This window comes from Paraburkholderia sp., assembly GCF_024281035.1.
GTDB lineage: Bacteria > Pseudomonadota > Gammaproteobacteria > Burkholderiales > Burkholderiaceae > Paraburkholderia.
The window spans coordinates 101,720-128,045 of record NZ_JAMXLH010000020.1 but is presented as its reverse complement, the minus strand read 5'-3'; the positions used below and the strand labels follow the sequence as shown (position 1 = coordinate 128,045).

Annotated in this window: 25 protein-coding genes and 1 other RNA gene; 14 read left to right on the top strand and 12 right to left on the bottom strand. The window is 65.8% G+C overall.

Annotation, left to right across the window (positions count from 1 at the left end):
• Position 1: 1 nt before the first annotated feature.
• Entirely contained in the window at positions 2-1,153 is a 1,152-nt protein-coding gene (locus Q0L30_RS05315; RefSeq protein ID WP_296652209.1) for a Re/Si-specific NAD(P)(+) transhydrogenase subunit alpha, read from the bottom strand.
• Positions 1,154-1,458: 305 nt separating this feature from the next.
• On the opposite strand from Q0L30_RS05315, the gene Q0L30_RS05310 reads away from it, so the two are divergent.
• From Q0L30_RS05310 to Q0L30_RS05300, 3 genes are all read left to right on the top strand, one after another.
• The gene (locus Q0L30_RS05310; protein WP_296652207.1) at positions 1,459-1,998 is read left to right on the top strand and encodes an NUDIX hydrolase; all 540 of its coding nucleotides are present in this window, start codon (positions 1,459-1,461) and stop codon (positions 1,996-1,998) included.
• Positions 1,999-2,012: 14 nt separating this feature from the next.
• Positions 2,013-3,251 (top strand): tRNA 2-thiouridine(34) synthase MnmA, encoded by a 1,239-nt coding sequence (gene mnmA, locus Q0L30_RS05305; protein WP_296652205.1) that lies wholly within the window; start codon positions 2,013-2,015, stop codon positions 3,249-3,251.
• Between the two features lie 161 nt (positions 3,252-3,412).
• Complete coding sequence (locus Q0L30_RS05300) at positions 3,413-5,008, top strand: FMN-binding glutamate synthase family protein (RefSeq protein ID WP_296652200.1); 1,596 nt, start codon at positions 3,413-3,415, stop codon at positions 5,006-5,008.
• 125 nt (positions 5,009-5,133) lie between these two features.
• Here Q0L30_RS05300 and Q0L30_RS05295 read toward each other — a convergent pair whose 3' ends face one another.
• Positions 5,134-5,745 carry a glutathione S-transferase C-terminal domain-containing protein gene (locus Q0L30_RS05295; RefSeq protein WP_296652197.1) on the bottom strand — a complete coding sequence of 204 codons (612 nt, stop codon included), beginning with the start codon at positions 5,743-5,745 and terminating at the stop codon, positions 5,134-5,136.
• A 206-nt stretch (positions 5,746-5,951) separates the two neighbouring features.
• On the opposite strand from Q0L30_RS05295, the gene Q0L30_RS05290 reads away from it, so the two are divergent.
• The 9 genes from Q0L30_RS05290 to Q0L30_RS05250 all read left to right on the top strand — a co-directional run bounded on the left by Q0L30_RS05290 (position 5,952) and on the right by Q0L30_RS05250 (position 15,691).
• On the top strand, positions 5,952-7,583 hold the full coding sequence (locus Q0L30_RS05290; protein WP_296652191.1) for an aminopeptidase P N-terminal domain-containing protein: 1,632 nt from the start codon (positions 5,952-5,954) through the stop codon (positions 7,581-7,583).
• Between the two features lie 47 nt (positions 7,584-7,630).
• Positions 7,631-8,920 (top strand): UbiH/UbiF/VisC/COQ6 family ubiquinone biosynthesis hydroxylase, encoded by a 1,290-nt coding sequence (locus Q0L30_RS05285; protein WP_296652188.1) that lies wholly within the window; start codon positions 7,631-7,633, stop codon positions 8,918-8,920.
• A gap of 321 nt (positions 8,921-9,241) precedes the next feature.
• Complete coding sequence (dusB, locus tag Q0L30_RS05280; protein ID WP_296652185.1) at positions 9,242-10,312, top strand: tRNA dihydrouridine synthase DusB; 1,071 nt, start codon at positions 9,242-9,244, stop codon at positions 10,310-10,312.
• A complete protein-coding gene (locus Q0L30_RS05275) occupies positions 10,309-10,542 on the top strand; it encodes a Fis family transcriptional regulator (protein ID WP_293039737.1) in 234 nt (77 codons plus the stop codon). Before dusB ends, Q0L30_RS05275 begins: the two co-directional genes overlap by 4 nt.
• 44 nt (positions 10,543-10,586) lie before the next feature.
• A complete protein-coding gene (gene purH, locus Q0L30_RS05270) occupies positions 10,587-12,152 on the top strand; it encodes a bifunctional phosphoribosylaminoimidazolecarboxamide formyltransferase/IMP cyclohydrolase (RefSeq protein ID WP_296652178.1) in 1,566 nt (521 codons plus the stop codon).
• 190 nt (positions 12,153-12,342) lie between these two features.
• Positions 12,343-12,885 carry a crossover junction endodeoxyribonuclease RuvC gene (gene ruvC / locus Q0L30_RS05265; protein WP_296652176.1) on the top strand — a complete coding sequence of 181 codons (543 nt, stop codon included), beginning with the start codon at positions 12,343-12,345 and terminating at the stop codon, positions 12,883-12,885.
• Positions 12,886-12,949: 64 nt separating this feature from the next.
• Positions 12,950-13,531 (top strand): Holliday junction branch migration protein RuvA, encoded by a 582-nt coding sequence (gene ruvA, locus Q0L30_RS05260; RefSeq protein ID WP_296652173.1) that lies wholly within the window; start codon positions 12,950-12,952, stop codon positions 13,529-13,531.
• A gap of 75 nt (positions 13,532-13,606) precedes the next feature.
• Positions 13,607-14,719 (top strand): Holliday junction branch migration DNA helicase RuvB, encoded by a 1,113-nt coding sequence (gene ruvB / locus Q0L30_RS05255; RefSeq protein WP_296652171.1) that lies wholly within the window; start codon positions 13,607-13,609, stop codon positions 14,717-14,719.
• A 108-nt stretch (positions 14,720-14,827) separates the two neighbouring features.
• Positions 14,828-15,691, top strand: a complete 864-nt coding sequence (locus Q0L30_RS05250) for an oxygenase MpaB family protein (RefSeq protein WP_296652420.1) — start codon at positions 14,828-14,830, stop codon at positions 15,689-15,691.
• Positions 15,692-15,837: 146 nt separating this feature from the next.
• Here Q0L30_RS05250 and Q0L30_RS05245 read toward each other — a convergent pair whose 3' ends face one another.
• From Q0L30_RS05245 to tyrS, 4 genes are all read right to left on the bottom strand, one after another.
• Positions 15,838-16,983, bottom strand: a complete 1,146-nt coding sequence (locus tag Q0L30_RS05245; RefSeq protein ID WP_296652168.1) for a branched-chain amino acid ABC transporter substrate-binding protein — start codon at positions 16,981-16,983, stop codon at positions 15,838-15,840.
• Between the two features lie 319 nt (positions 16,984-17,302).
• Entirely contained in the window at positions 17,303-17,974 is a 672-nt protein-coding gene (locus Q0L30_RS05240) for a histidine phosphatase family protein (protein ID WP_296652163.1), read from the bottom strand.
• A 49-nt stretch (positions 17,975-18,023) separates the two neighbouring features.
• On the bottom strand, positions 18,024-18,482 hold the full coding sequence (gene dtd / locus Q0L30_RS05235) for a D-aminoacyl-tRNA deacylase (protein ID WP_296652161.1): 459 nt from the start codon (positions 18,480-18,482) through the stop codon (positions 18,024-18,026).
• An 88-nt stretch (positions 18,483-18,570) separates the two neighbouring features.
• A complete protein-coding gene (gene tyrS / locus Q0L30_RS05230; RefSeq protein ID WP_296652158.1) occupies positions 18,571-19,812 on the bottom strand; it encodes a tyrosine--tRNA ligase in 1,242 nt (413 codons plus the stop codon).
• A 195-nt stretch (positions 19,813-20,007) separates the two neighbouring features.
• On the opposite strand from tyrS, the gene Q0L30_RS05225 reads away from it, so the two are divergent.
• Positions 20,008-21,162, top strand: a complete 1,155-nt coding sequence (locus Q0L30_RS05225; RefSeq protein ID WP_296652156.1) for an anhydro-N-acetylmuramic acid kinase — start codon at positions 20,008-20,010, stop codon at positions 21,160-21,162.
• 104 nt (positions 21,163-21,266) lie between these two features.
• Here Q0L30_RS05225 and erpA read toward each other — a convergent pair whose 3' ends face one another.
• The 3 genes from erpA to rplM form a co-directional block, all read right to left on the bottom strand.
• Positions 21,267-21,632 carry an iron-sulfur cluster insertion protein ErpA gene (erpA, locus tag Q0L30_RS05220; protein ID WP_296652154.1) on the bottom strand — a complete coding sequence of 122 codons (366 nt, stop codon included), beginning with the start codon at positions 21,630-21,632 and terminating at the stop codon, positions 21,267-21,269.
• A gap of 227 nt (positions 21,633-21,859) precedes the next feature.
• Entirely contained in the window at positions 21,860-22,252 is a 393-nt protein-coding gene (gene rpsI, locus Q0L30_RS05215; protein WP_293035550.1) for a 30S ribosomal protein S9, read from the bottom strand.
• An 11-nt stretch (positions 22,253-22,263) separates the two neighbouring features.
• Positions 22,264-22,692, bottom strand: a complete 429-nt coding sequence (rplM, locus tag Q0L30_RS05210; RefSeq protein WP_296652147.1) for a 50S ribosomal protein L13 — start codon at positions 22,690-22,692, stop codon at positions 22,264-22,266.
• Positions 22,693-23,377: 685 nt separating this feature from the next.
• On the opposite strand from rplM, the gene Q0L30_RS05205 reads away from it, so the two are divergent.
• Complete coding sequence (locus Q0L30_RS05205) at positions 23,378-23,800, top strand: OsmC family protein (protein WP_296652145.1); 423 nt, start codon at positions 23,378-23,380, stop codon at positions 23,798-23,800.
• Between the two features lie 74 nt (positions 23,801-23,874).
• Here Q0L30_RS05205 and rnpB read toward each other — a convergent pair.
• The 3 genes from rnpB to pyrC all read right to left on the bottom strand — a co-directional run bounded on the left by rnpB (position 23,875) and on the right by pyrC (position 26,300).
• An RNA gene (gene rnpB, locus Q0L30_RS05200) (RNase P RNA component class A) lies at positions 23,875-24,298 on the bottom strand.
• A 77-nt stretch (positions 24,299-24,375) separates the two neighbouring features.
• Positions 24,376-25,248 (bottom strand): DUF3025 domain-containing protein, encoded by an 873-nt coding sequence (locus tag Q0L30_RS05195; RefSeq protein ID WP_296652419.1) that lies wholly within the window; start codon positions 25,246-25,248, stop codon positions 24,376-24,378.
• Complete coding sequence (gene pyrC, locus Q0L30_RS05190) at positions 25,245-26,300, bottom strand: dihydroorotase (RefSeq protein WP_296652143.1); 1,056 nt, start codon at positions 26,298-26,300, stop codon at positions 25,245-25,247. Before pyrC ends, Q0L30_RS05195 begins: the two co-directional genes overlap by 4 nt.
• Positions 26,301-26,326 lie beyond the last annotated feature (26 nt).

Genomic DNA, 26,326 nt, shown 5'->3' with positions numbered 1-26,326 from the left:
TTTACGACTTCTTCGTGACGGCGCCGTCGCGAGCCAGCAGCGTGGCCGCGACGATGTCGTCCGCGAGATCGATGTTGAGCGTGCCTTCCTTCGTGACGATCAGCTTCAGGAAGTCGAGCAGGTTGCGCGCGTAGAGCGACGAAGCATCGGCGGCGACCATCGACGCCAGATTCGTATAGCCGCAGATCTGCACGCCGTGGCGCGTGACCACTTCGTCCGCGACGGTCAGCGGGCAGTTGCCGCCGCGCCTTCCGGTCTCTGCGTCGGCAACCGGGCCGCGCCCTGCCGCGAGGTCGATCACGACCGAGCCCGGCTTCATCGCCTGCACGGTTTCGGCGGGCAACAGCGTGGGCGCGTCGCGGCCCGGGATCAGCGCGGTCGAGATCACGATGTCGGCCTGCTTCGCGCGCTCGTGAACCAGCGCGGACTGGCGCGCGAGCCACGACGGCGGCATCGGGCGCGCGTAGCCGCCCACGCCCTGCGCCGCCTCCCGTTCTTCGTCCGTTTCGAACGGCACGTCGAGAAACTTCGCGCCGAGCGATTCGATCTGCTCCTTCACGGCGGGACGCACGTCGGAGGCCTCGATCACGGCGCCCAGACGCCGCGCCGTGGCGATCGCCTGCAGGCCCGCCACGCCCGCGCCGAGAATCAGCACGCGCGCGGCCTTGACGGTTCCGGCGGCGGTCATGAGCATCGGCACGAAGCGCGGATAGAGGTTCGACGCGACGAGCACGGCCTTGTAGCCCGCGATGTTGGCCTGCGACGACAGCACATCGAGACTCTGCGCGCGCGTGACGCGCGGCGCGGCTTCGAGTGCGAACGCGGTCACGCCCGCCTCGGCGAGCTTCGCGGCGTTCTCTGCGTTAAAGGGATCGAGCATGCCGACCAGCACGGCGCCGCGCGTCATGAACGGCAACTCGCTGACCGTCGGCGACTGGACCTTCAGCACGAGCTCTGCGCCAAAGGCAGCGGCCGCGTCGGCAATCCGCGCGCCGGCCGCGACATAGGCTTCGTCGGGAAAGCTGGCGGGCAGGCCCGCGCCGCTCTGGATCGTCACGCTGTGGCCCTGGGCGACGTACTTCTTGACTGTCTCCGGTGTCGCGGCCACGCGGCTTTCATTTGCCCGCGTTTCAGCGGGTACTCCGATATGCATCGTTGAATCCTCCTCGACCTTCCAGCGCTATAAAGATTCGGGGGGCCGACGAGGTTCGCCGGCAAGTATTTTTTTCTAATGCAACGGCATAAGGACGCACCACTTTAACCGAAAGCCGGGGACGGAACACCCCCGTAATAAGCCTGTGTTGCACGCTTGCACGTTTGCATGTCTGTATGCCTTCTTCAAGCAGGCGCACCGATAAACCGTCCGTCCGGCAGGCGATTACAGCCCCTGACCATGCACCACGTCGATGCACGCCGCACGCCAGCAGCGCGCGGCGTGTCCCGGTAAAATGGCGGACCATGAATGAGGACACCTGGGCTCCGCACGTTACCGTCGCGGCAATCATCGAGCGCGACGGGCGCTATCTCGTCGTCGAAGAGCACACGCCGGCCGGGCTGCGGCTGAACCAGCCCGCCGGGCATCTGGAGGCGGGCGAAACGCTCATCGAGGCCGTGGTGCGCGAAACGCTCGAGGAAACCGCGTACACGTTCACGCCATCGGCACTCGTCGGCGTCTACATGACCCACTTCGGCCAGCCCGGCGAAAGCGGCGCGACGTATCTGCGTTTTACGTACTGCGGCACGGTTGCGGACGCACCACAGGATCGCGCACTCGATCCCGATATCGTCCGCACGCTGTGGATGAGCGCCGACGAACTGCGCGCGGCGAGCGAGCGTCACCGCACGCCGCTCGTCATGAAGTGCATCGACGATTACCTCGCGGGCGGGCGCGTGCCGCTCGATTTCGTGCATGTGCATGCGATTGGTCCGAAAGCGGGGCAAAAAGCGGGGCAAAAAGCAGTTCCAGAAGCGGATTCCAGTGCGGGTCCTCAAGGTTGAAGGCAGCGTAAGAGATGAGCAAACGTAAGGTCGTGGTAGGCATGTCGGGCGGCGTCGATTCGTCGGTGACGGCGTGGCTGCTCAAGGAGCAGGGATTCGACGTCGTCGGTCTCTTCATGAAGAACTGGGAAGACGACGACGACGGCGAGTACTGCTCGACGCGCCAGGACTGGATCGACGTGGTGTCGGTGGCGGACCTGATCGGCATCGACGTCGAAGCCGTGAATTTCGCCGCCGAATACAAGGACCGCGTGTTCGCGGAGTTCCTGCGCGAATATTCCGCGGGCCGCACGCCGAACCCCGACGTGCTCTGCAACGCCGAAATCAAGTTCAAGGCATTCCTCGATCACGCGATGTCGCTCGGCGCGGAAACGATCGCCACGGGCCACTACGCTCGCGTGCGCGAGAACAATGGCCGCTTCGAATTGCTGAAGGCCTTCGATCACACGAAGGATCAGTCGTACTTCCTGCATCGCCTGAACCAGGCGCAGCTTTCGAAGACGATGTTCCCGCTCGGCGAAATCCCGAAGACGAAAGTGCGCGAGATCGCGGCGCAAATCGGCCTGCCGAACGCGAAGAAGAAGGACTCGACGGGCATCTGCTTCATCGGCGAGCGGCCGTTCCGCGACTTCCTGAACCGCTATCTGCCGACGCAGCCCGGCCCGATGATGACGCCTGAAGGCAAGGTCGTCGGCGAGCATATCGGCCTTGCGTTCTACACGTTCGGGCAGAGGAAGGGCATTGGCCTCGGCGGCAGCAAGGACGGCAGCGGCGAGCCGTGGTTCGTCGCGGGCAAGGACATGGCGTCGAACACGCTCTATGTCGTGCAGGGCCACGATCATCCGTGGCTCCTCGGGCACGATCTGCGCGCGGGCAACGTGAGCTGGGTGGCCGGCGAACCGCCAGCCGACGGCCACGCGTGCGGGGCGAAAACGCGCTATCGCCAGGCCGACGCGCGCTGCACGTTCGGCGTCGAGGCCGCGTCTGGCGATGCATCTGCCGATGCACACTTCTCACTGCATTTCCCCGACGCGCAATGGGCCGTCACGCCCGGCCAGTCGGCGGTGCTCTACGACGGCGACGTGTGCCTCGGCGGCGGGATCATCGAATCGGTCGAAACGCTCGCGCCGCACGTACCCGATGTGCCGCCGCCCGCGCCTGTTCGCGCGAAACGTGCCAAGCGTACGAAAAGCACGAAGAACGCCGAGCAGAAAAAACCCGCGCTGACCAGCGGCGCGGCAAGCGAGGCGTAAGCACTGGCGCGCGGCGTGCAACGCGCCGCGCGTTCTCCCCTCTTCACCCCTCTTCTGCCTTGCCGGCTTCCCGGCCGGTTTCACGAACTTCCGGCATCATCGTCGCCTTCGCGCACGCCTCGTACGGGCGCGCGCATCCGCACAAGTTCGAGGAGCCTTCCATGTTTTCCCGACGTTATCTCGCGATATGGGCCGCCGTGCTAGTCACAGCAGCGTGTATCGCCGCAGCAGCGCTGCATCACCTGTCGTGGCTCTACGCGATCGTGCCCGCGCTCGTTGTCGTGCTCGGTCTCTACGACATCAATCAGGAACGCCACGCCATCCTGCGCAACTATCCGGTCTGGGGCCATCTGCGTTTCTTCTTCGAGTTCGTGCGGCCCGAGATCCGCCAGTATTTCGTCGAAGACGATACCGACGAAAAACCGTTCTCGCTCGCGCAGCGCAGCCTCGTCTATCAGCGTGCGAAAAACGCTGTCGACAGCCGCCCGTACGGCACCGAACGCGACGTCAAAGCCGTGGGCCACGAGTGGATCGGCCATTCGCTCGCGCCGACGAAACTCGACGGCTGCGACTTCCGCGTGCTCGTCGGCGCGGATCGTGCGCAGCCGTATTCGATGTCGATCTTCAATGTTTCGGCGATGAGCTTCGGCGCGCTCTCGGCGAACGCGATCCGCGCGCTCAACATGGGTGCGAAAAAAGGCGGCTTCGCGCACGATACGGGCGAAGGCTCGATGTCGAAGTATCACCGCGAAAATGGCGGCGACATCATCTGGGAGATCGCGTCGGGCTACTTCGGCTGCCGCAACGACGACGGCACGTTCAACGCCGAAAAATTCCAGCGCCAGGCGAGCGAGCCGCAGGTGAAGATGATCGAGGTGAAGCTCTCGCAGGGCGCGAAACCCGGTCACGGTGGCGTGCTGCTCGCGGCCAAGGTCACGCCCGAAATCGCCGAGACGCGCGGTATTCCCGTGGGCAAAGACTGCGTCTCGCCCGCGCGCCATTCGGAATTCTCGACGCCGCGCGGCCTGCTCGAATTCGTCGAGCGCCTGCGCAAGCTCTCGGGCGGCAAACCCACCGGCTTCAAGCTGTGCATCGGGCATCCGTGGGAATTCTTCGGCATCGCGAAAGCCATGCTCGAAACCGGCATCCTGCCCGACTTCATCGTCGTCGACGGCGCAGAGGGCGGCACGGGCGCGGCGCCCCTCGAATTCACCGATCACGTCGGCACGCCGCTCCAGGAAGGGCTTCTGCTCGTGCACAACACGCTGGTCGGCATCGGGCTGCGCGAGAAGATCAGGATCGGCGCGAGCGGCAAGATCATCACGGCGTTCGATATCGCGAAGACACTCGCAACTGGCGCCGACTGGGTGAACTCCGCGCGCGGCTTCATGTTCGCGGTGGGCTGCATCCAGGCGCAGAAGTGTCACTCGGACCGCTGCCCGACCGGCGTCGCGACTCAGGACCCGGTGCGCCAGCGCGCGCTGAACGTGCCCGATAAAGGCGAGCGCGTGTTCAATTTCCACCACAACACGCTGCTCGCGCTCAAGGAACTCATCCAGGCCGCGGGTCTAGCGAGCCCCGACGATCTGCGCGCGCATCACATCGTGCGGCGCGTGTCGTCGTACGAGGTCAGGCTGATGTCGGATCTGCTCAAATACCTGTCGCCCGGCGATCTGCTCGAAGGCCGCTATCGCTATCACTTGTACGAAAAGTGGTGGCCGGCCGCGCGCAGCGACTCGTTTGCGCCCGAGGCGTAAACGATCGTCGCGCGGGGTTGAGATCCCCGGCGCGGCAAGGCGGTATGAGATTTGAAAACCGCGCAAACGGGTGGCGTCAAGCCGACGTTTGCGCAGTCAGGTCGCAGTCAGAACGCGGTCAAGTATTAATCGCGCGGGAAAGTGTCGACGAACGACGGACGCTGCGAGAGCTTCTCGAAGTGGCGTGCAAGGTTCGGATGCGGGTCGCGCCAGTCGAGTTCGGGCGTGCGAAAGTCGAGGTAGCCGAGCGTGCAGCCCACGGCGATATCGGCGAGCGTGTAGCGATTGCCCGCGCACCATGCGTTGCCCGCGAGCCCCTTGCTCATCGCATTCAGGCCTTCGTGGATCTTGCGCTGCTGGCGCGCGACCCACGTCTCGCTGCGCTCTTCCGGCTTGCGCGCAAGCGCTTCGAGGCGGATCGCCACGGCGGCGTCGAGAATGCCGTCGGCAAGCGCCTCCCAGCAGCGCACTTCGAGGCGCTCGCGCCCCGATGGCGGAATCAGCTTGCCGACCGGCGAGAGCGTGTCGGCGTATTCGCAGATCACGCGCGAATCGAATACCGCCTCACCGTCCTCCATCACGAGACACGGTACCTTGCCGAGCGGGTTGAACTGGTGGATCGCCGAGTCGGCGGACCACACGTCTTCGAGCACCAGCTTGTAGTCGATTTTCTTTTCGGCGAGCATGATCCGCGCCTTGCGCACGAACGGGCTGCCGAGCGAACCGATAAGTTTCATCGCACCTGCCTTTTCGGGAATCCGGCGGAAGTATACGTTGGATACGTTGGAATGACGACTTGCGGACGCGGCGTGCCGCGCCCGGCCGCCATTATCCGACACCCGATGTGGGCAGGATGCAACATCGGCGCAGCGCCTGCGGGCCGCGCCGCGTGCCACGGCGTACGCGGCTTGCGGCGCGCTCGCGTGCGCTGCGCCTTCACCGGATGGAACGCTACAATCGCACGATGGACCCGACTCCCACGCCCGCCGCTCCGCTCTCCGTCCCGCCCGCCGACACGGACGCCAATGCGCACACCGACGCGCCCGCCGATGTGCACGCCGATGTGCACGCCGATGTGCACGCTGATGTACATGCCGACGTGCACGCCGACGCGCCCGCCGATGTGCACTCGCCCCGCAGCCCCGATGGCGGCGCCGCGCTCTACCGCGCGCGCCGCGAGCGTGTGCTCGCCGCGATGCGCGCACGCGGCGGCGGCCTCGCGTTCGTGCCGACGGCGCCGGAAGCCATGCGCAACCGCGACGCCGACTACCCGTACCGGCACGACAGCTACTTCTACTACCTGACCGGCTTCACGGAGCCCGACGCGCTGCTCGTGCTCGACGCCGACGCGGGCGAGAACCAGCCCGCGTCGATCCTGTTCTGCCGCGCCAAGAACGTCGAGCGCGAGACGTGGGAAGGCTATCGCTTCGGCCCGGATGGCGCGCGCGAGGCATTCGGCCTGGACGCCGCATTCGCCTTCGACGAACTCGACACGCGCATGCCGCGGCTCATCGCGAACCGGTCGGCGCTGCACTATGCGCTCGCCGCTTCGGAGCGCATCGATGCGCAGGTCAAGCGCTGGATCGATGCCGTGCGCGCGCAAGGGCGCAGCGGCGTAACCGCGCCGGGCGCAGCCCACGACCTGGTGCCGCTGCTCGACGACATGCGCGTTTTCAAGGATGCCCACGAACTCGACACGATGCGGCACGCAGCGAAGATTTCGGCACTCGCGCACCGCCGCGCGATGGCCGCGTGCCGTCCGGGCATGCGCGAATACGAACTCGAAGCCGAGCTGCTCTACACGTTCCGCAAGCACGGCGCGACGGGCCCGGCCTACGGTTCGATCGTCGCGGCGGGCGCGAACGCGTGCGTGCTGCACTACCCGGCCGGCAACGCCGTCATGCGCGCGGGCGACCTGATCCTGATCGACGCCGCATGCGAACTGAACGGCTACGCCTCGGACATCACGCGCACGTTCCCGGCGAGCGGGCACTACACGGCTGCGCAGCGCGAGCTTTACGACATCGTGCTCGCGGCGCAGCAGGCCGCCATCGATGCGACGCGCGCCGGCGCGAACTTCGAGGCGCCGCACGACGCGGCTGTGCGCGTGCTGGCGCAAGGGCTGCTCGACACGGGCATCCTCGATCGGCAGCGCTTTGTGAGCGTCGACGACGTGATCGCCGAGCGCGCCTACGCGCGCTTCTACATGCATCGCACGGGGCACTGGCTCGGCATGGACGTGCACGATGCGGGCGACTATCGGGAAAGAAGCGGGGAAAGAAACGGGGAAAGCAGCAGCAAAAACAGCGCTGAACAAGTCGCCCACGCAAGCGCGGCGCAAACCGATATCGCGCCGCCGTGGCGCACGCTGCGGCCCGGCATGACGCTCACGATCGAGCCCGGCCTTTATGTGCGCGCGGCCGAGGACGTGCCCGAGCGCTACTGGGACATCGGCATCCGCATCGAGGACGACGCGATCGTCACCGAAGCAGGCTGCGAACTCATCACGCGCGACGTGCCGGTCGAGGCCGGCGAAATCGAAGCGCTGATGCAGGACGCGCGCAAGCACGGATAACGCCGCATCGCCCAGCGACAAGAACCGATCGAACCAGTCGAACCGCCATGAACCGAGTCTCAGCCACACCCGACGCCACGTCCCCCGCCAACGCCGCCGCCCCGTTCGACTACGACGTCACGATCGTCGGCGCGGGGCCGGTCGGCATGGCGCTCGCGGGCTGGCTCACGCGGCGCAGCGCGACGTCCGCGCTGAAGGTCGCGCTGATCGACGCGCGCGAGCCCGAGGACAGCATCGGCGACCCGCGCGCCATCGCCATTTCGCAGGGCAGCCGCACGCTGCTCGAATCGCTCGCGTGGCCGCACGACGCCAGCACCATCGAACGCATCCACGTCTCGCAGCGCGGCCACTTTGGACGCACGCTCATCGACCGCCACGACTACCGTCTGCCCGCGCTCGGCTACGTCGCACGCTACGGCGCGATCGTGCAGTCGCTCGCGCAGGCGGTGCGCGCGACGCCGGTCCACTGGCTGCATCAGACGAAGGCGCTCGAACCGGCTGTCGATCACGATGGCGTGACGCTGCCGATCCTGTGCGCGGGCGTCGAGCGCCGCGTGCGCACGCGCGTCCTCGTGAATGCCGAAGGCGGTCTGTTCCGGCCGCCCTCGGAGCGCGCCGTGCTTGGCGATCCGGATGCGGGCGCGACCGCCGTGAAGGAAGCCGCAGCGCAAGCCAAGGGCGAAACGAAGCAACAGCGCGACTACGGCCAGACAGCACTGGTGGGCGTCGTGACCGTCTCGGCACCGCAGCCGCACGTGGCGTGGGAGCGCTTCACGCACGAAGGCCCGATCGCCCTGCTGCCGATGGGCGGCGTGCGCAACGCGGACTACGCGCTCGTGTGGTGCTGCTCGCCCGACGAATCGGCGCGGCGCACGCAATTGTCGGACGCGGATTTCCTCGCGGAACTCGGAGCTACGTTCGGCGCGCGCATGGGCCGCTTCACGCGAATCCACGGGCGCGCGAGTTTTCCGCTCGGCCTGAACGCGCTCGATACGCTCGTCACGGGCCAGGGCCGCATCGCCGCAGTGGGCAACGCGGCGCAGACGCTGCATCCGGTCGCGGGCCAGGGGCTGAATCTGGGTCTGCGCGACGCGCACGCGCTGGCCGTTTCCCTCGCGGAATACGGCGCGTCGCCGCTCGCGCTCGCCACCTTCTCGCGCCAGCGCGCATTCGACCGCCGCATGACGATCGGCGCGACGGATACGCTTGCGCGAATCTTCACCGTCGATTTCGGGCCATTGGCGGCGCTGCGCGGCCTCGCGCTCACCGCGCTCGAATTCGTGCCGCCCGTCAAGGCGGCGCTCGCCCGGCAGATGATGTTCGGCCAGCGGATCTGAGCTGCGCAGCTTGCGTGCGGCTTGCGCAATCTGCGCGGCGTATGCGGACAAGGTCGTCATGGGGTCGAATTGCGTTTCACAAACGCACGATGCGCGGCACGGCGATAGCGATACGCAAGCCGCGCCCACGACAGCGCCCGCTTGGCACACGGACGGCACAGAGTCAACGCCCCGAACAGCCTGGCGCGACCGCGCTGGTCGCTTAAGCTAAAATAGGCGTTTCCCCCATTTTTTCCCGGCCGTAGCCGCGCCAGGGTCCGAACCACCGGAAACACCGGATTCATCGGAACCATCGCGCGGCGGCGGCTTCGCCCGCGCTTCATGCTCACGATTGGCCGTCACACTCTGCGCAACAACCTGTTCGTCGCCCCGATGGCGGGCGTCACGGACCGGCCGTTTCGTCAGCTGTGCAAGCGCCTCGGCGCGGGCTACGCGGTGTCGGAGATGGTCGCGTCGAACGCGCAGCTCTGGAAGAGCGAAAAGACCATGCGGCGCGCGAACCACACGGGCGAGGTCGAGCCGATCGCCGTTCAGATCGCCGGGGCCGATCCGGCCATGATGGCCGAAGCCGCACGCTACAACGTGGCGAACGGTGCGCAGATCATCGACATCAACATGGGCTGCCCGGCCAAGAAAGTGTGCAACGTGGCGGCGGGCTCGGCGCTCCTGCAAAACGAGCCGCTCGTCGCGCGCATCGTGAAAGCCGTCGTGGATGCGGTGGGCACGGGCCCCGACGCCGTGCCCGTCACGCTCAAGATCCGCACGGGCTGGGACCGGCAAAACCGCAACGCGCTGGCCATCGCGCGCATCGCCGAGGATTGCGGCATCGCGATGCTGACCGTGCACGGGCGCACGCGCGCCGACCTCTATCACGGTGAAGCGGAGTACGAAACGATTGCCGCGGTGAAAGCCGCGGCGCGCATCCCGGTCGTCGCCAACGGCGACATCGCGACGCCGCAGCGCGCGCGCGACGTGCTCGCGGCAACCGGCGCCGACGCCATCATGATCGGGCGCGCCGCGCAGGGCCGCCCGTGGCTCTTTCGCGAGATCGGCCATTTCTTCGCGACCGGCGAGCTGCTGCCGCCGCCGTTCGTCGAAGAAATCCAGTCGATCATGAACGAGCATCTGGAGGATCACTACGCGTTTTACGGCGAGTATGCGGGCGTTCGCACTGCACGCAAGCATATCGGCTGGTACACTCGCGGCCTTTGCGGCGCCAACGCGTTCCGGCACCGTATGAATACGCTGGACACCACGCGCGAACAACTCCTCGCCGTCAACCGGTTCTTCGAAGAACAAAAGGCGCGCTCGGATCGTCTCGTCTACGAAGAAGAAGACAGCAGCGAAGCCCCGGATGGCGAGGGCGAATCAACCGATCGACTGGCAGCATGAGCAAGCACAACATCGAACAATGCGTCCGCGAGAGCCTCGACATGTATTTCCAGGATCTCGACGGCTCCAACCCGCACGACGTGTATGAAATGGTGATTTCGATCGTCGAAAAACCGATGCTCGAGGTGGTGCTCGAGCAAACCGGCGGCAATCAGTCGCTGGCCGCCGAGTATCTCGGCATTAACCGAAACACGCTGCGCAAGAAGCTTCAGCAGCACGGCCTGCTGTAGCGCCTCGCGCGGCACCCTCGATCCTTCCGGCTCCCTCCCCCATCATGATCAAGCAAGCGCTCATCTCCGTTTCCGACAAGTCGGGCATCGTCGACTTCGCGAAGTCGCTTTCCTCGCTCGGCGTCAAGATCCTGTCGACTGGCGGCACCGCGAAACTGCTCGCCGAAGCAGGCCTCCCCGTCACCGAGGTCGCCGATTACACCGGCTTCCCGGAAATGCTCGATGGCCGCGTGAAAACGCTGCACCCGAAGGTTCACGGCGGGATCCTCGCGCGCCGCGACCTGCCCGAGCACATGGCCGCGCTTGCGAAGCACGACATCCCCACCATCGATCTGCTCGTGGTGAACCTGTATCCGTTCGTCCAGACCGTTGCGAAGGAAGAGTGCACGCTGGAAGACGCGATCGAGAATATCGACATCGGCGGCCCGACGATGCTGCGCTCGGCGGCGAAGAATCACCGCGACGTGACCGTCGTGGTCGATCCCGCCGACTACGCGGGCGTGCTCGATGAAATGCGCGCAAGCGGCAACACCGTGAGCTACGCAACGAACTTCCGCCTCGCGACCAAGGTGTTCGCGCACACGGCGCAATACGACGGCGCGATCACCAACTACCTCACGAGCCTGACCGAAGCGCTCGAGCACCGCTCGCGCAATACGTATCCGGCCGTGCTGAATCTCGCGTTCGACAAGGTGCAGGACCTGCGCTACGGCGAAAACCCGCACCAGAGCGCCGCGTTCTACCGCGACCTCGCCGCGCCCGCCGGTGCGCTCTCGAACTACACGCAGCTGCAGGGCAAGGAGCTGTCGTACAACAACATCACCGATTCGGACGCGGCATGGGAATGCGTGAAGACGTTCAGCACGCCCGCCTGCGTGATCGTCAAGCACGCGAATCCGTGCGGCGTGGCTGTGGGCGCCGATGCGCACGAAGCGTACGCGAAGGCGTTCCAGACCGATCCGACCTCGGCGTTCGGCGGCATCATCGCGTTCAACCGCGAAGTCGATGAAGCAGCGGCGCAGGCCGTCAGCAAGCAGTTCGTCGAAGTGCTGATCGCGCCGTCGTTCACGAGCGCCGCGAAGGCCGTGTTTGCCGCGAAGCAGAATGTGCGTCTGCTGGAAATCGCGCTCGGCGATGGCCACAACGCATTCGACCTGAAGCGCGTGGGCGGCGGCCTGCTCGTGCAGTCGCTCGACGCGAAGAACGTGCAGCCGCACGAACTGCGTGTCGTGACGAAGCGCCACCCGACGCCGAAGGAAATGGACGATCTGCTGTTCGCCTGGCGCGTCGCGAAGTTCGTGAAGTCGAACGCGATCGTGTTCTGCGCGAACGGCATGACGATGGGCGTGGGCGCGGGCCAGATGAGCCGCGTGGACTCGGCGCGCATCGCGAGCATCAAGGCGCAGAACGCGGGCCTCGCGCTCACGGGAACGGCCGTGGCGTCCGACGCGTTCTTCCCGTTCCGCGACGGCCTCGACGTCGTCGTGGCCGCGGGCGCGACCTGCGTGATCCAGCCGGGCGGCTCGATGCGCGACGATGAAGTGATCGCCGCCGCCGACGAGCACAACATCGCCATGGTGGTGACGGGCGTCCGCCACTTCCGTCACTAAGTTTCACCAGGGCGTTCAGGTGCGGCGCGTTCCGCATTTGGCCCGCTGAAGCGCGCGCCGCACCGTCAAAAGGCCTGCCGGACTGCACGTAACTGCACGTCCCGCAGGCTTTTTTGTGCGCTCGATCCGCTCGCAGCGGCGCTGCCGTTCGTTGTACCATCGCAGGCACATTCGTTTTTCCCCGCTCTTCATGAGAATCATCGGCATCGACCCCGGCTTGCGCGTTACCGGCTTCGGCGTGATCGAGCGTCACGGCCATCAGCTCACGTATATCGCGAGCGGCGTGATCCGCACGGGCGACGCCGATCTGCCCACGCGCCTCGGCACGATCTACGAAGGCGTTTCCACGCTGATCCGCCAGCACGCGCCCGATCATGCCGCGATCGAAAAGGTGTTCGTCAACATCAATCCGCAATCGACGCTGTTGCTCGGCCAGGCGCGTGGCGCTGCAATCTGCGGGCTCGTGACGGGCGGCGTGCCGGTCGCCGAATACACCGCGCTGCAACTCAAGAAGGCGGTCGTAGGCTACGGCCGCGCCACCAAGGAACAGATGCAGCAGATGGTCGTGCGCCTGCTTGACCTCTCGGGCACGCCGGGCACCGACGCCGCCGACGCACTCGGCATGGCCATCTGCCATGCTCATGGCGGCGATGCGCTCGCGGCGCTCGGCACACTCGCGCCTACGCTCGCGAAGAAGGGCATGCGCGTGCGGCGCGGGCGGTTGATTGGCTGACTGCACGGCTGACTGCGCTCCCCGCTCCGCTACACTCACGCTTTCTCCCATCACTGAATCCGCCATGATCGGTCGCATTGCCGGCGTCCTGCTGGAAAAGAATCCGCCGCACCTGCTCGTCGACTGCAACGGTGTCGGCTACGAAATCGACGTGCCCATGAGCACGTTCTACAACCTGCCCGGCACCGGCGAAAAGATCGTGCTGCTCACGCAGATGATCGTGCGCGAGGACGCCCATCTGCTCTATGGCTTCGGCACGCCGCAGGAGCGCTCGACGTTTCGCGAGCTGCTCAAGATCACGGGCATCGGCGCACGCATGGCGCTCGCGGTGCTGTCGGGCATGAGCGTGCACGAGCTTTCGCAGGCGGTGACGCTGCAGGACGCGGCGCGCCTCACGCGCGTGCCCGGCATCGGCAAGAAGACCGCCGAGCGTCTGCTGCTCGAACTCAAGGGCAAGCTCGGCGCGGATCTCGGTGCGATGGCCTCGGCCGCTTCGCCGTCCGATCACGCCAGCGACATCCTCAACGCGCTGCTCGCGCTCGGCTATTCGGAGAAGGAAGCGCTCGCCGCGATCAAGAACGTTCCTGCGGGCACCGGCGTATCCGAGGGGATCAAGCTCGCACTGAAGGTGCTGTCGAAGGCATAACGGCGGCGCGCGTAGCGTGCAGCGGGGCGCCGGGCACGGCCCGCCCGCGCACGCCTTGCGCTGTACAATCGCTGCATGATCGAAACCGACAAACTCGCCGCCAATCGTGCAAACGCCGGTGCCAATGCCGGTGCCAATGCCGGCGCCAGCGCCGAACGCGTAATCGCCGCCACGCCGGCCTCGCCCAACGAAGAGGCGTTCGAGCGCGCGCTGCGGCCGCGTCACCTCGACGAATACGTCGGCCAGGAAAAGGTGCGCGGCCAGCTCGAGATCTTCATCGAGGCCGCGAAGCGCCGCTCCGAACCGCTCGACCACGTCCTGCTGTTCGGGCCGCCTGGGCTTGGCAAGACCACGCTCGCGCACATCATCGCGCGTGAAATGGGGGTCAATCTGCGGCAGACCTCGGGCCCGGTGCTCGAACGCGCGGGCGATCTCGCCGCCTTGCTCACGAACCTCGAACCGAACGATGTGCTCTTCATCGACGAAATTCACCGGCTCTCGCCGGTCGTCGAGGAAATCCTCTATCCGGCGCTCGAGGACTATCAGATCGACATCATGATCGGCGAAGGGCCCGCCGCGCGCAGCGTGAAGCTCGACCTTCAGCCGTTCACGCTGGTCGGCGCGACCACGCGCGCGGGCATGCTCACGAACCCGCTGCGCGACCGCTTCGGCATCGTGTCGAGGCTGGAGTTCTACAACGCCAGCGAACTCTCCCGCATCGTGCAGCGTTCCGCATCGCTGCTCGGCGCACAGATTCATCCCGACGGCGCACTCGAAATCGCGCGGCGCTCGCGCGGCACGCCGCGTATCGCGAACCGTCTGCTGCGGCGCGTGCGCGACTTCGCCGAAGTGAAGGCCGACGGCGCCATCACCGCGAGCGTGGCCGACGCCGCGCTCAAGATGCTCGACGTCGATCCGGTCGGCTTCGACCTCATGGACCGCAAGCTGCTCGAAGCGATCCTGCACAAGTTCGACGGCGGGCCGGTCGGCGTCGACAACCTGGCTGCGGCAATCGGCGAAGAACGCGACACGATCGAAGACGTGCTGGAGCCGTACCTGATCCAGCAGGGCTATCTGCAACGCACGCCGCGCGGGCGCGTCGCAACGCAGCTCACCTACCGCCACTTCGGGCTCATCGCGCCGGATGCAGCGGCCTCGGGCGGCCTCTGGGATCCCGGCGCATCCTGATGCGCGACGGGCTCGAGTGAAATCGCGATGTCCGAACAACACGCCGGCCGCCGCCACGACGCCCCCAAGCCGACCAGTCTGACCGGCCTGCTCGCGCAACGCGTGCGCATGGCGCTCGCCGGCAGCGTGACGCACCTCACCACGGGCGGCGGTCCCAAACTCGATTACTCGTCGCCGCCGGGCGATCCTGGCCTGTTCGGCCCCGACGCCGTGTGCTGGAAGGTGCACGCCGATTTCGCGTCGATGATGACGGGCGGCGTCAGCGCGCTGCTGCTGCAGGCGCTCCATCCGCTCGCGCTCGCGGGCGTCTTGGATCACTCGACGTTCCGCGACGACATTCTCGGCCGGCTGCGCCGCACGGCGACCTTCATCGCCGGCACGACCTACGGCAACCGCTCCGACGCGCTCGCGCTGATCGAGCGCGTGAAGCGGATCCACGAAAACGTGAAGGGCACGGCGCCGGACGGCCGTCCCTACAGCGCGAGCGAGCCTGCGCTGCTGACGTGGGTGCATGTCGCCGAAGTATCGAGCTTTCTGGCGGCGCATCTGCGCTACGTGAATCCGGCGCTGCCAGGCGCGGAGCAGGACCGGTATTACGCGGAGACGGCGCGCATTGCGCGACTCCTCGGCGCGACCGACGTACCCGAATCGTGCGCGGGGATAGAAGCGTACCTGCGCGCGATGCAGCCCGAACTCGTGGCCAGCGACCGCACGCGCGAAGTCGTGCGCGTGCTCATGAACGCGCCCGCGCCGCGACCGTCCATGCGTCCGGCGGGCGCGCTGATTCGACAGGCCGGCATCGACCTCTTGCCGCCGTTCGCACAGCAACTGCTCGGCTTCGACCGCTTTGCGCGCGTGCGCCATGTACTCGTGCAGCCCGGCATGCGCACGCTCGCGCCCGTGATGCGCTGGGCGCTCGTCAACGGCGTGTCGAAGCGTGCAAGGCGGCGGGCGGCCCAGCCGCCGCGCTAACGCCGGCAACTGCCGTCAACAGCGGCCGTCAACGGCTGCCGCCAGCAACTCACGACAGCAGGTATCGCCCAAAACAGAACGGCCAACCCGCGGAGCGCGGGTTGGCCGTTGCTTCATGCCCGACGCGCCTTACGGCGCGCGGCAAATTACATCTTCACCACGTCGAGCAGCGTCTTCTTGCCTGCCTTGTAGTTGTACAGCGAGATCACGCCGTGCTTGAGGTCGCCCTTCGAGTCGAAGGTCGTTTCGCCGATCACGCCCTTGTAGTCGGTCGTCGGGATCGCTGCGAGGATCTTCGCCGCATCGGTCGAATTCGCGCGCTTCATCGCGTCGACGATGATGTACACCGTGTCGTACGTGAACGGTGCATCGAATTCGATCCCGTGGCCGAAGCGCTTCGCGTACTTCGCCGCAAACGCCGCGCCGCCGTCCATGCGTTCGAGCGCCATGCCGGCCTGCGAGCACACGACGTTGTCGGCCGCTGCGCCCGCGAGATTCGCGAGGCTTTCCGTGCAGACGCCGTCGCCCGCGAGGATCTTCGCGCGCAGGCCCAGTTGCTTCGCCTGCTTGGCGAACGGACCGCCGGTTGCGTCCATGCCGCCGTACATGATCGCGTCGGGGTTCTCGCCCTTGACCTTCGTGAGAATCGCGCGGAAGTCGACGGCCTTGTCGTTCGTCGCGTCATGCGACAGAACCTTCATGCCGAGCGCCTTGGCGGTCTTCTCGAACTCGTTCGCGAGGCCCTGGCCGTACGCGGTCGAGTCGTCGATAACCGCGACGGTCTTCACGTTCAGCGTCTTGCCTGCGTAGTTGGCCAGTGCCGGGCCTTGCTGCGCGTCGGTCGCAACGACGCGGAAGGTCGTCTTGAAGCCTTGCTGCGTGTAGGCCGGGTTGGTCGCCGACGGCGAGATCTGCACGATGCCTGCATCGCTGTAGATCTTCGAAGCCGGGATCGAAGCGCCCGAGTTCAGGTGGCCGATCACGGCGACGACCTTGTCGTCGACGAGCTTCTGCGCAACCTGGGTCGCCTGGCGCGGGTCGGCCCCGTCGTCCTGGCCGTCAAGCTGCAGCGTGATCTTCTGGCCGCCGATGGTGAGACCCTTCGCGTTGATCTCTTCGATGGCGAGACGCGCGCCGTTCTCATTGTCCTTGCCGAGGTGGGCCGAGCCGCCGGTGAGCGGGCCGACGTGGCCGATCTTCACGATCTGGTCGGCGGATGCGTAGGCGGACATCGTCGCGAGTGCAACGACTGCGGCGCTGACTGGCAGCAGCTTGTGAAACTTGAACGTCATTGAAATCTCCTGCGTTTTTTCTGGAACCAACTTTCATGTAGCCCTTTGCGCGCCGCGGCGCGACACGCGCGCGTCCTCTTCAACGCACGGCCGGCCCGCGAAACCGCTGGTAAAGCAGTGTCGCAGCGCCAAAAGGCCGCAGCGGCGCAAAGGTCGGAAGAATGGTATCAGCCAATTCCGGTTTCGGGTTGACGATTAGAAAGGGGACGCAAGAAAGAGATGAGAGGGCTTGATGCCGACGACAAAATCGGCATCGCACGCGACGACGGCGCTTATGCCCGATGCGTGAGGTTTTGCGCGGTACGGGCCAATAACCCGGTTAGATTGCGCGCCTGAAGCCGTCGTCGGCGCTCGCGCCGCCCAGATGCGCGACGTCGGCCCAGGCCACGACGCGTGCCTGCGTGACGTAGCCATCGGTTTCGAAATCGACGACGTTCACGCTCGTGTTGAGGAGCGGCCAGTTGCGCGGCGCATCGAGCGGCAGGCCCTGCGCAAAGCGATAGACGCAGTCGAGCACGCCGCCGTGCGTGACGACCGCGATGCGTCCGTCCGGATGCGCGGCGAGCAGCGGTTCGAGCGCGTGCAGCACGCGATGGTAGAACGCGCGCTGCGATTCGCCCTCGGGCGGCGTGAAGCCCGGGTCGCGCGTTTGCCAGTGTGCGTACTCGTCGGGAAAGCGCGCGGCGATCTCGTCGCTGTCGTGGCCCTGGAACGCGCCGTAGTGCCGTTCGCGCAATCCCGGCGCAAGTTGCAGCGGCAGATGCAGCGCCTGTGCGAACGGCTGCGCGGTTTGCTGCGCGCGCATCAGGTCGCTGCACCAGACCGCGTCGAGCCGCGCTCCGGCTTGCGCCTCGGCGGCGATGCGCACGGCGAGCTGCTGCGCCTGCTCGATGCCGCTGTTCGCGAGCGGGATGTCGATGTGCCCCTGGATGCGCTTGATGCGGTTCCAGTCGGTTTCGCCGTGTCGGATGAAGAGGATTTGCGTGGTCATGGAGCGGCGCGCGCGGTGAAGGGCCAGGGCCCGGGAAAACCGGGAAGACTCAGTTGCGGACTTGCAGCCAGAAGGTCACCGGACCATCGTTGACGAGCGACACCTGCATGTCGGCGCCGAATTCGCCCGTCTCGACGAACGGATGCTTCGCACGCGCGGCGGCGACGAAGTATTCGAACAGCCGGCGACCTTCCTCGGGCGGCGCAGCGGGCGTGAAGCTCGGTCGCAGGCCGCTGTTGGTGTCGGCGGCAAGCGTGAACTGCGAAACGAGCAGCAGGCCGCCCGCCGTGCCGTTGCCGTCGATGTTCTGCACCGGAAGATTCATCTTGCCGGCCGCATCGCTGAACACGCGGTAGCCGAGCAGCTTCGCGAGCAGCTTGTCGGCCTGGGCCTCGGTGTCGCCGCGCTCGGCGCAGACAAGCGCGAGCAGCCCCTGGCCGATCGCGCCGGTCACGCGCTCGTCGACGCGCACATCGGCGCGGCGTACGCGCTGGATCAAGGCGATCATCGCTCGCGCTCCCGCTGGTGCGCGCGGTCGGAGCGGTCCGTGCGGTCCGTGGGGTTCGTGCAGCCCATCCGTTGCGGATGCAACATCATCACGCGGTCAGCGTCACGCGCGCGAAACGGCGCTTGCCCACCTGCACGACGAACTCGCCCGCCTCGACCTTCAGGCCCTTGTCGGACACGGTCGCACCGTCGATCTTCACGCCGCCCTGCTCGATGTTGCGCAGCGCCTCGCTCGTCGACGGCACGAGCCCCGCCTGCTTGAGCAACTGGCCAATCGCGAGCGGCGCACCGGCGAGCGTCACCGAAGGAATGTCGTCGGGCACGCCGCCCTTCGCGCGGTGATTGAAGTCTTCGAGCGCGCGCCCGGCATCCGTCTGCGAGTGAAAACGCGCAACGATTTCCTGCGCAAGCATCACCTTGAAGTCGCGCGGATTGCGCCCTTCCCCGGCTTCGCGGCGGAACCCTTCGATTTCGCTCATCGGACGGAACGACAACAGCTCGAAGTAGCGCCACATGAGCACGTCGGAGATGCTCATGAGCTTGCCGAACATGTCGTTGGGCTTCTCGCTGATGCCGATGTAGTTGTTCTTCGACTTCGACATCTTCTCGACGCCGTCGAGGCCTTCGAGCAGCGGCATCGTGAGAATGCACTGCTGCTCCTGGCCGTACTGCTTCTGCAGCTCGCGGCCGACGAGCAGATTGAACTTCTGGTCGGTGCCGCCGAGTTCGAGGTCGGCATTGAGCGCAACCGAGTCGTAGCCCTGCATCAGCGGGTACAGGAACTCGTGGATCGAGATCGGCACGCCGTTCTGGAAACGCTTGGTGAAATCTTCGCGCTCGAGGATACGCGCGACGGTGTAGCGCGACGCGAGCTTGATCATGCCGTCGGCGCCGAGCGGCATCGACCATTCGCTGTTGTAGCGGATCTCGGTCTTGTCGCGGTCGAGCACGAGCGCGGCCTGTTCGAAGTAGGTCTTCGCGTTCGATTCGATCTGCTCGCGCGTGAGCGGCGGACGCGTCGCGTTGCGGCCCGACGGGTCGCCGATCAGCGAGGTGAAGTCGCCGATCAGGAAGATCACGGTATGGCCGAGATCCTGCAACTGACGCATCTTGTTGAGCACCACGGTGTGGCCGATGTGGATATCGGGCGCCGTGGGATCGAGACCGAGCTTGATGCGCAGAGGCTTGCCGGTGGCGGCGCTCTTCGCGAGTTTCTGCAGGAATTCTTCTTCGATCAGCAGTTCATCCACGCCGCGCTTCGTGACGGCGAGCGCGTGACGAACCTCGTCGGTGACCGGAAAGGCGGGGGTATTCGGGGACTCGGTGCTCATGCTTCGATCGTAAAGTCAGGTTTAGACCGCGATTTTACGTGATTCGAGCGATGTCCCCGATGTTTCAGCGCCTGCGCCCCGTTAAAAGCCTCGTACGGGTTGTCGCACGGGTTGTCGCCTTGGCTTACGTGCAAGCGCCATTGCGCCGATAATCGACGCCACGAAACGAACATCGCAATCAACGAGGAGCACGACGTGGCACTACGCGATGCGCGAAAAGAGAGCGCAAACCCCGCAGATGGCGTGTATTTCGGCCTGATGTCGGGCACGAGCATGGATGGCGTGGACGGCGTCGCAGTGCGCTTCGAGCAGGGCAAACGGCCGGTCGTGCTGGCCGAGGCGTTCGTTGCCTTCGCCCACAATTTGCGCGAGGCGCTCTTTTCGCTGCAACAGCCGGGCGAAAACGAAATCGAGCGTGAGGCGCTGGCCGGCAACGCGCTCGCGGCGCGCTACGCCGTGTGCTGCCACGAATTACTGCGTGCGGGCAATCTCGCCGCCGACGACGTCCGCGCGATCGGCGCACACGGACAAACGGTGCGGCACCGCCCCGAAAAAGGCTACACGGTGCAGATCCAGAATCCGGCGCTGCTCGCCGAACTGACGCATATCGACGTGATCGCCGATTTCCGCCGTCGCGATGTCGCCTCCGGCGGCCAGGGCGCGCCGCTCGTGCCCGCGTTTCACGCGACAGTGTTCGGATCGAACGAAGACACGCGCGTCGTCTGCAATCTGGGGGGAATCAGCAACATCACGATTTTGCCGGCCACGGGTGAAGTGCGCGGCTTCGACTGCGGCCCGGCGAACGCGCTGCTCGATCTGTGGGCGGAGCGCCACCTCGGCAAGCCCTATGACGATAACGGGCACTTCGCCGCAAGCGGCGCCGTGCACCAACCGCTGCTGGACGCGTTGCTCGACGAACCGTACTTCGCGCAGCAGCCGCCAAAAAGCACGGGGCGCGATCTGTTCAACGCGCAGTGGCTCGATGCGAAGCTCAAGGGCTTCGAGACGCTCGCTCCCGCCGACGTGCAAGCAACGCTCGTCGCGCTGACCGCCGTGAGCGTGGCGCGCGAAATCGAACGTCACGCGGCGGACTGCCGTGCGGTGTGCGTATGCGGTGGCGGTGCACGCAATCCGGTGCTGATGGCGGCGCTGCAAAGTGCGCTGGAGACGGTCGGTGCAAACGGCGTGCAGGTATCGACGACCGCTGCGCTCGGCGTGCCGCCGCATCAGGTGGAGCCGCTCGCGTTTGCGTGGCTCGCGATGCGCTGTCTCGCGCGCGAACCCGGCAATCTTGCTTCCGTGACGGGCGCAGCGGGCGAACGCGTGCTGGGTGCGATTTATCCGCGCTGATCGCCAGCGCGTGGATTCATCGATGCGCCACACAAATAAAAACGGGGCTTGATGCCCCGTTTTTTATGCAGTGACGCTTTCGCTCAGTATTCGCTGCGTTTCGGTCAGACAGAGAACGACGAGCCGCAACCACAGCTGGTGTTCGCGTTCGGGTTCTTGATGACGAATTGCGCGCCGTTCAGATCGTCCTTGTAGTCGATCTCGGCGCCGACGAGATATTGATAGCTCATCGAATCGATCAGCAGCTGGACGCCGTTCTTGTTCATCACGGTGTCGTCTTCGTTGATTGCTTCGTCGAACGTGAAGCCATACTGGAAGCCCGAGCAGCCGCCGCCCTGCACGAATACGCGCAACTTCAGCTCCGGGTTTCCTTCTTCGTCGATCAGTTGCTTGACCTTGTCAGCCGCCGCGTCGGTGAAAACGAAGGGACCGGGCATTTCGGTCACGGGGGTTTCGGTGACAGCGCTCATTCGAACTCTCCATAAAGGCTTTAACCGCTATTGTAGGGCTGTTCCCAATATCGTGCTTAAGCCCACAGAATCAAGAGGCCCTCTCCGTAAAACACGCGCCAGACACGCACAAAACGCGCGCTGCGGCCCTGCGCGGTGGCCCTGAAAGCGAAAAAGCCGCCGGCGCATGACGCACTGGCGGCTTTTTGTAGCAGTTGCGCTCCGTGAGGCGCGCAACGTCCAAGCGATTAACGCTTCGAGAACTGCTTGCGGCGGCGTGCCTTGTGGAAGCCGACCTTCTTACGCTCGACTTCACGTGCGTCACGCGTGACGAACCCTGCGGTCGACAGAGCCGGCTTGAGGGTCGCATCGTAGTCGATCAGCGCGCGGGTGATACCGTGGCGGACTGCGCCGGCCTGGCCGGTTTCGCCGCCGCCGGTCACGTTGACCTTGATGTCGAACGTCTGGCCGTGGTTCGTGAGTTCCAGCGGTTGGCGCACGATCATCAGCGACGTTTCGCGCGAGAAGTAGTCGGCGATGGGCTTGCCGTTGACGACGATCTCGCCCTTGCCCGACTTGATGAAGACACGAGCGACGGCGCTCTTGCGGCGGCCCGTACCGTAGTTCCAGTTACCGATCATGTGGGCTCCCCTTAGATCTCGAGCGCCTTCGGCTGTTGGGCCGAGTGCGGATGCGTTGCGTCTGCGTAGACCTTCAGCTTCTTGATCATCGCGTAGCCGAGCGGACCCTTCGGCAGCATGCCCTTGACCGCCTTCTCAAGCGCGCGGCCCGGGAAGCGTTCCTGCATTTTGCCAAACGTCGTTTCGTAGATGCCGCCCGGGTAGCCCGAGTGACGGTAGTACTTCTTGTCGGTGGTCTTGTTGCCCGTGACCTTCAGCTTGCCGGCGTTGATGACGATGATGAAATCACCGGTGTCGACGTGCGGGGTGAACTCAGGCTTATGCTTGCCGCGAAGACGGCGTGCCACTTCGCTGGCGACACGGCCGAGAACCTTATCCGTCGCGTCAATCACGTACCATTCGCGCGTCACCTCATGGGCTTTTGCGGAAAACGTCTTCATGATCGATCCAAAAAATATGCTGTGCCCTGATTTGGTCCTGCTTGTGTGGTGACGCTCGTTGGCGTCGGCGCAGGCTCTCCCTGTTTCTCCCCGTGGGCATGAATGCGGGAAACCTTGGATTATAAAGGGAAAATTATCTGGGCGTCAAAATATGTGCGCCTGAACGGGATGCAGCGCGGGATATGGCGCCGGCTCAGGCAGAACGCATGGGCGTAGAGCCTGGGGAAAGCGCCTGGAGCGCCTGGGTAAAAGCGCCCGGACAAAAAAAAAGCCCGAACGCGGTGTTCGGGCTTAATCCACCTTTTGAGGAGGGTGGAGGAGACATGCTGAGGTGTCGTCGAGGACGACAACCAATGAACTGAATTATACGGGTCGACCCTAAGCGGCGCAAGAAAAACCGCATTACAAAATACAACACCATAATGTGAGATGAATTGCAGGCTACTGCTCATTCATGATTTAATTAATAACCATGCACTTACAACAGTTCGTGCCGTGCATGACATGGCGATTTCGACGATAAGTCCCTAACGCTACCAGGGGAATCCAGCGGACTCTCAGGCTTTCGCGCTGCCCTAATCTGTCAGGCCGCGCGCGCCGCCGCCTGCATGCAGCCCCGGGCGGGCGCACGTCGTGCGGGCTACAATTGCCGTCTGAATCGAAGATACCGGTCGGAGGCACGCGCATGGAATGCAAAGTGAGCTGGATGGGAGGGGATGGCATGGCGTTCGCAGCCGCGACGGGCAGCGGCCACCTCGTCAATATGGACGGCGCGCCGGACGGCGGCGGCCACAACCTGGCGCCGCGCCCGATGGAAATGCTGCTGGTCGGCGCAGGCGGCTGCACGGCCTATGACGTGGTCCTGATCCTGAAGCGAAGCCGCCAGGAAGTCAGCGGCTGCAACGTGACGCTCAAGGGCGAGCGCGCGAACGAAGACCCGAAGGTCTTCACGAAGATCCACTTCCACTTCACCGTCACGGGGAAGAATCTGAATCCGGCGACGGTCGAACGCGCGGTCAAGCTGTCGCACGACAAGTACTGCTCGGCGTCGATCATGCTCGGCAAGACGGCGGAAATCACGCACACGTTCGAGATCGTCGAGGCCTGAGTGGCCTGAGCGCATTTGCAGAAAAAAAGCCGGCGCGGTGTTCGAACCGCGCCGGCTTTTTTGCGTAATGAGGACGGCAAAGCAGGCCGATAAGCCGGATTCTGTGCACACCCGCCGCCTTTCGGCGCCTGGCGCGTGGCAGCCATTCCTCTAGGCGCGCCATTGCTGACGCGCTCAAGCTTCCTACCCGCAGACGAGACGGGGGCCCCGTCCTGCATCGCGAAGATGCGCGCCTGCCTACTTGGAATTGCTCCGGGTGGAGGTTGCCGTGCCGTCTACGTCGCCGTAGCCGCGGTGCGCTCTTACCGCACCGTTTCACCCTTACCTGATCCCGGCCGAAGCCGGGCCATCGGCGGTCTGTTCTCTGTTGCCCTGTTCCGCGTGTTGCCACGGATGGCCGTTAGCCATCACCCTGCCCTGTGGAGTCCGGACTTTCCTCGCCTCCGGCGGTTCCAATACTGCCGGAACCGTCAAAGCCGCGACTGCCTGGCCTGCTTTGCGAGGGGCGATATTAGCACGGTGAGACGCGCCGCGCGCAGGGTGCCGAAGCGGCGCGTCGACGCTTGCCGCCGACGCTAGTCCCCACCCTGGCCCGCGCGACGGCCCGGCCGAAACACGGAAGTGTCGTCGTAGAACGCCGTATCCTCGTTCTGCGGCCACCAGCCGGGAATGCCGAGCACCGGCAGCGGCGAAAAACTGCGGCTGGTCAGGTTCGCTGCGGCGGCAAGCGTCGCGCTCACCGCTTCGTCGAGCCAGGCATCGCGCGCTTCACGCGCCCAGCCGAAATACGCCGGCGGCGCCTCGACCACCCAGGCGTGCGCCGTGCATGCCGCGTACGGTGCGATCAATTTGTCGAGCAGCGCATGGCCGAACACGCGCACTTCGCAGTGCGTGCCCCAACGCGCGCGGTTCGCGACGAACAGCGTGCGCCAGTCGAAACCGCGCAGCGCCGCCGCCATCGGCGCGTCGGCACACACGAACAGCACCGCGTTCTCGTCGAAGAGCGTGAGCGCATCGCGCACGCCGCCGCGCGTCGGACCGACGCCGAGCACGTCGATTGCCGCCGACTGGCGCGCGTTCAGCGTCGCCTTGATGCGCGGAAACGCAAACCAGGCGAGCGCATTGAAGAAGTCGTGGAGATTGTGGCGCGTGGGCACGCAGCCCGTCGCCGCGATGTGCGCCTCGTAGGCGTTGCCTTCGGGCAGATCGTCCTGGGCGATGAACGCGAGCGGCCGCCCGCGCCCGGTCGACTGCGCGCACGCGCGCGCATCGGCATTCAGCTCGTCGAGATAGCGGCCGTAACCGGCGAGCGCCGCCTGCTGCCAGCGCCGCCCGCGCGCCTCGTGCTGGGCGAACCACGGGCGCGCCCAGTCGATATCGGCAAAGCCGGCGGCGGGAAGACTGCGGCGGACCGCACCGCCCGCCGGAGCGTCGGCGCTCACGCTCAGACGAGCTTCCAGCCGATCGACTCGCCGCCGCGCAGCGGCACGACCGGCGTGTCGCCCGCCGTCACTTCGGCGGGCAGCGTCCATGCCTCGCGGCGCAGCGTCACCGTTTCGGCGCTGCGCGGCAGACCGTAGAAGTCCGCGCCGTAGAAGCTCGCGAAGCCTTCGAGCTTGTCGAGCGCGCCCGCGTTGTCGAACGCCTCCGCGTAGAGTTCGAGCGCGTGCAGCGCCGTGTAGCAGCCCGCGCAGCCGCACGCGTGCTCCTTCAGCCCCTTCGGATGCGGCGCGCTGTCCGTGCCGAGGAAGAAACGCGCATCGCCCAAGGTCGCCGCCTCGACCAGCGCCACGCGATGCGTCTCGCGCTTGAGGACCGGCAGACAGTAGTAGTGCGGACGAATGCCGCCCTGGAAAATCGCGTTGCGGTTGTACAGCAGGTGATGCGCCGTGATCGTCGCGCCCAGCAGTCCCGGCGCGGCGTGGTCGGCACGGATGTAGTCGACGGCGTCCTTCGTCGTGATGTGCTCGAACACAACCTTGAGCGCCGGGAAGTCGCGGCGCAGCGGCGTCATCACGCGGTCGATGAAGACCTTCTCGCGGTCGAACAGATCGATGTCGGCGTTCGTCACTTCGCCGTGCACGAGCAGCGGCATGCCCGCTTCCTGCATCGCTTCCAGCGTCCGCGCGCACTTGCGGATGTCGGTCACGCCCGCGTCGGAGTTCGTCGTCGCACCCGCCGGATACAGCTTCACGCCGTGCACGAAGCCGCTTTCGCGCGCGCGGCGGATTTCCTCGGGCGGCGTGTTGTCGGTGAGATAGAGCGTCATCAGCGGCTCGAAACGCATGCCCGTGGGCAGCGCAGCCAGAATGCGCGCGCGGTACGCCGCGGCCTGTTCGGTCGTCGTGACCGGCGGCTTCAGGTTCGGCATGATGATCGCGCGGCCGAACTGGCGCGCGGTATGCGGCAGCACCGCCGCGAGCATGGCGCCGTCGCGAACGTGCAAATGCCAGTCGTCGGGGCGGGTGAGCGTGAGGGTCGTCGGAGAAGAAGCGTTCATGGCGTTCGAATACAGCGCGAATACAA